Source organism: Terriglobales bacterium (assembly GCA_035624475.1).
GTDB lineage: Bacteria > Acidobacteriota > Terriglobia > Terriglobales > Acidobacteriaceae > DASPRL01.
Genome location: DASPRL010000023.1, coordinates 1 through 2,877, shown reverse-complemented (window position 1 = coordinate 2,877; position 2,877 = coordinate 1). Strand labels below are relative to the sequence as shown.

3 protein-coding genes are annotated in these 2,877 nt (G+C 68.1%); all 3 read right to left on the bottom strand.

Translation table 11 applies throughout. The annotated features are described in order from the left end of the window. Positions 1 to 553 (bottom strand): Asp-tRNA(Asn)/Glu-tRNA(Gln) amidotransferase GatCAB subunit B (locus VEG08_01245; GenBank protein ID HXZ26603.1); only part of this gene is annotated, 553 nt, incomplete at its 3' end. A 60-nt stretch (positions 554 to 613) separates the two neighbouring features. Next, positions 614 to 2,020, bottom strand: coding sequence for a DUF5666 domain-containing protein (locus VEG08_01240; protein ID HXZ26602.1), 1,407 nt, complete (start codon positions 2,018 to 2,020; stop codon positions 614 to 616). 150 nt (positions 2,021 to 2,170) lie between these two features. After that, positions 2,171 to 2,842, bottom strand: coding sequence for a hypothetical protein (locus VEG08_01235; protein ID HXZ26601.1), 672 nt, complete (start codon positions 2,840 to 2,842; stop codon positions 2,171 to 2,173). Between the last annotated feature and the right edge of the window lie 35 nt (positions 2,843 to 2,877).

Genomic DNA, 2,877 nt, shown 5'->3' with positions numbered 1-2,877 from the left:
TCAGCCGGGTAAGGTACTCGAAGGCCTCGTCGGGGGAGGCGAGTTCGGGCTCGCTCACGATCTCGATGAGGGGCACGCCCGCTCGGTTGAGGTCGATGGCGGTGTGCTCTTCGGCGCCGGGGAAGCCTTCGTGCAGGCTCTTGCCCGCGTCCTCCTCCAGGTGCACGCGGGTGATGCCGATCTTCCTCGCGGCCGCGCTGCCGATCTCGAGCCAGCCGTGTTCGGCCAGGGGCTGGTCGTACTGCGAGATCTGGTAGCCCTTGGGCAGGTCGGGATAAAAGTAATTCTTGCGAGCGAAGATGGAGGTCTCGCGGACCTCGCAGTTCAGCGCCATGGCCGCCAGCACGGCATACTCCACCGCCTTCTGGTTGAGCACGGGCAGCGCGCCGGGCAGGCCCAGGCACACCGGGCAGACGTGGGTGTTGGGCGGGTCGCCGAAGCGCGTGGAGCACGAGCAGAAGATCTTGCTGGCGGTGAGGAGCTGGACGTGCACCTCCAGCCCGATCACGGGCTCATAGCGGGCGCGCGCGGCCGTCTCCGGAGTGGTGGCCATAGACGGGGATTATAAGGGCTGCGCCGCAGCGCAGCCCGGGGCTTGGGGAAGCGCGGCGGCTTACGGCGGGGTCAGGCGGCTGGCCACCATCTGCCAGTGCGGGGTGGCGCCGCTGTTGAAGAGCAGCAAGCCGCGGGCGCGCACGGTGTCGCCCGCGCCCACGCTGGTGATCCCCACAAAGCGCGTGCTGGTCTGCTGGAAGACGGTGACCTGGGTCTCCCCGGTCAGCAGCGTGAGGTAGGAGTCGGCGGGCAGGTTGAGGATGATGACCCCGGTGGTGCCCTGGCCCGAGCCGCTGCTGCTGAGCACCTGTCCCGTCACCGCCTGCTGCTGCAGGGTGACGTGGCCGGTGGTGATGGTGGTGGCGCTGGGCGTGCTGGTGGTGACCCGGATCTGCTGTCCCTTGGTCAGGGTGGTAGCGGTGAAGGCGGGCAGGGTCAGGCCGGTGAAGTCCACCTCGTCGGTGTCCTCGGCGTAGGCCGCCGTGTCCATGCCGTTCACGTTGAAGAGGCCGCCCAGCGTGGGCTGGGTGAGGGTGGGCGTGGCCTCGTTCTGGACGACCTCCTGCACGCTGGTGGCGGGCGCGCCGGTGATCGAGGTCACCATGCCGTTGACCTCCAGGCCGCCGGGGGTGAGATCCAGGGCCTCGACCTTGGTGGCCAGCAGGCTGCCGTCGGACTGCACCGCTCCGGTCACCTCCACCACGTTGGAGGCCGCCAGCCCGCTCAACCCGGCGACGCCCACGAACTGGGTGCTGGTGTTGGTGGCGATGGTGAGGCTGTTGGCGGCCTGCTCCACCGCCAGGGTGAAGTTGGGGCTGGAGATGCCGGTGATGGTGCCGTCCACGTCCTCGAACTTCCCGCTCTCCACCTCCGGGCTGGTGGGGACGATGGGAACCAACGCCCCGACGAACGAAGGCGTGATGGTGACGTTGAAGCTGGGGTCCACGTTGACCGAGGAGGACATGTTGAAGTCCAGGTTCAGCACCATGGGGGTGGTGTTGACCGCGATGCTGCCCAGACCGACGGTGAAGCTGGTGGTGCCCAGGGTGACCGTCTGCTGCGGCCGGGGCACGCCCGCATTGTCGAGGACGGTGGCGTGGGCGGTCGCACTCAGGGTGATGGTGGCCTGGGTGAAGGTGTCCTGACTGAGAGTGGTGGTGGCCAGGGGCTGCAGGCTGCCGGCGATGTGACGGAACTCCACCTTGGCGGGGGCGCTCAGCAGGTTGGTGGTGCCGCCGCTGGAGCTGGTCAGGGCCACCTGGTTGATGGTCATATCGAGGGCCACGACCCGGTCCACAGGAGCGTCGCCGATGTTCACCAGCAGGGTGACGGTGGCCGTGTGCTTGTTGCCGCCGCCGCCGCCACCGCCGCCGCTGCCCAGTTCGCAGCCGGGCAGCAGCCAGAACATGGAAAGCAGGGAGAGGACTCCCAGGATGACGAAGAATCTCCGTTTCGAATGAGGCACACCAACCTCCCGCCGGCGGACTGAACGCGTCTGACCGGGTGCGCGGAGAAAATCACTCGAATTGTGAACCCGGAAGGCGGGGAAGACAAGACGGCGGAACCTGGATGATGACCCCGGAAGGTCCTGGCCTGCGGTGCGCCGCCGGCGGCCTCAGCGCGCGCCCGGCTGGTAGGTCAGGTACTTCTCCATGGGGATGGAGAAGTAGAAAAGCTCCTTGCCGCCCGCGGTCACGCCGCTGACGTAGAGCATGCCCCCGGCCAGCGGGTTGGCGATGTCCTGCACGTCGAAGAAGAGGAAGCCGGCGCGGGTGGAGTGCGGCGGCACACTGCTCCAGGCGAAGCCGGCGGACTCGATCTCCTCCTTGTCCTCCTTGCTGACGCTGGGCTTCACCTTCTTGCGCGGAAAGGGGAGGGGATTGCGGGAGGGCTCGTCCGGGCGGGCGCCCTGGCGGGCGATGCGGCGGTAGATGTCCTCGGGGACGGCGGGCAGCAGCTTGTCGCGGTGCACGGTGACGAACTCCACCTTCATGGCGCGCAGGTCGAGCTCCTGGCCGCCGTCGTTGGTGACGATGAGCTGGATGGGGAGGAAGCCGGCGTCCTTGTAGGGCACGCGGAAGATGGCGGCCTTGTCGGGCATGTCGTAGGGATCGGCGGCGATGCTGACCTGCTCGTCCTTGTGGTCGTCGCGCGCCGGGTAGGTCTGTGCGGGATAGGTCTTGGGCGGGACGAAGCCGCCCCCTGCCGGCGCCTGCGCCAGGAAGCCTCCGATCAGGACGAGGGAGACAATCAGGAACCAGCGTGGCCGGGAGTTCCGGGGAGGCATACGCCAGGATTATAAGGCCGCTGGGCGGGAAGGCA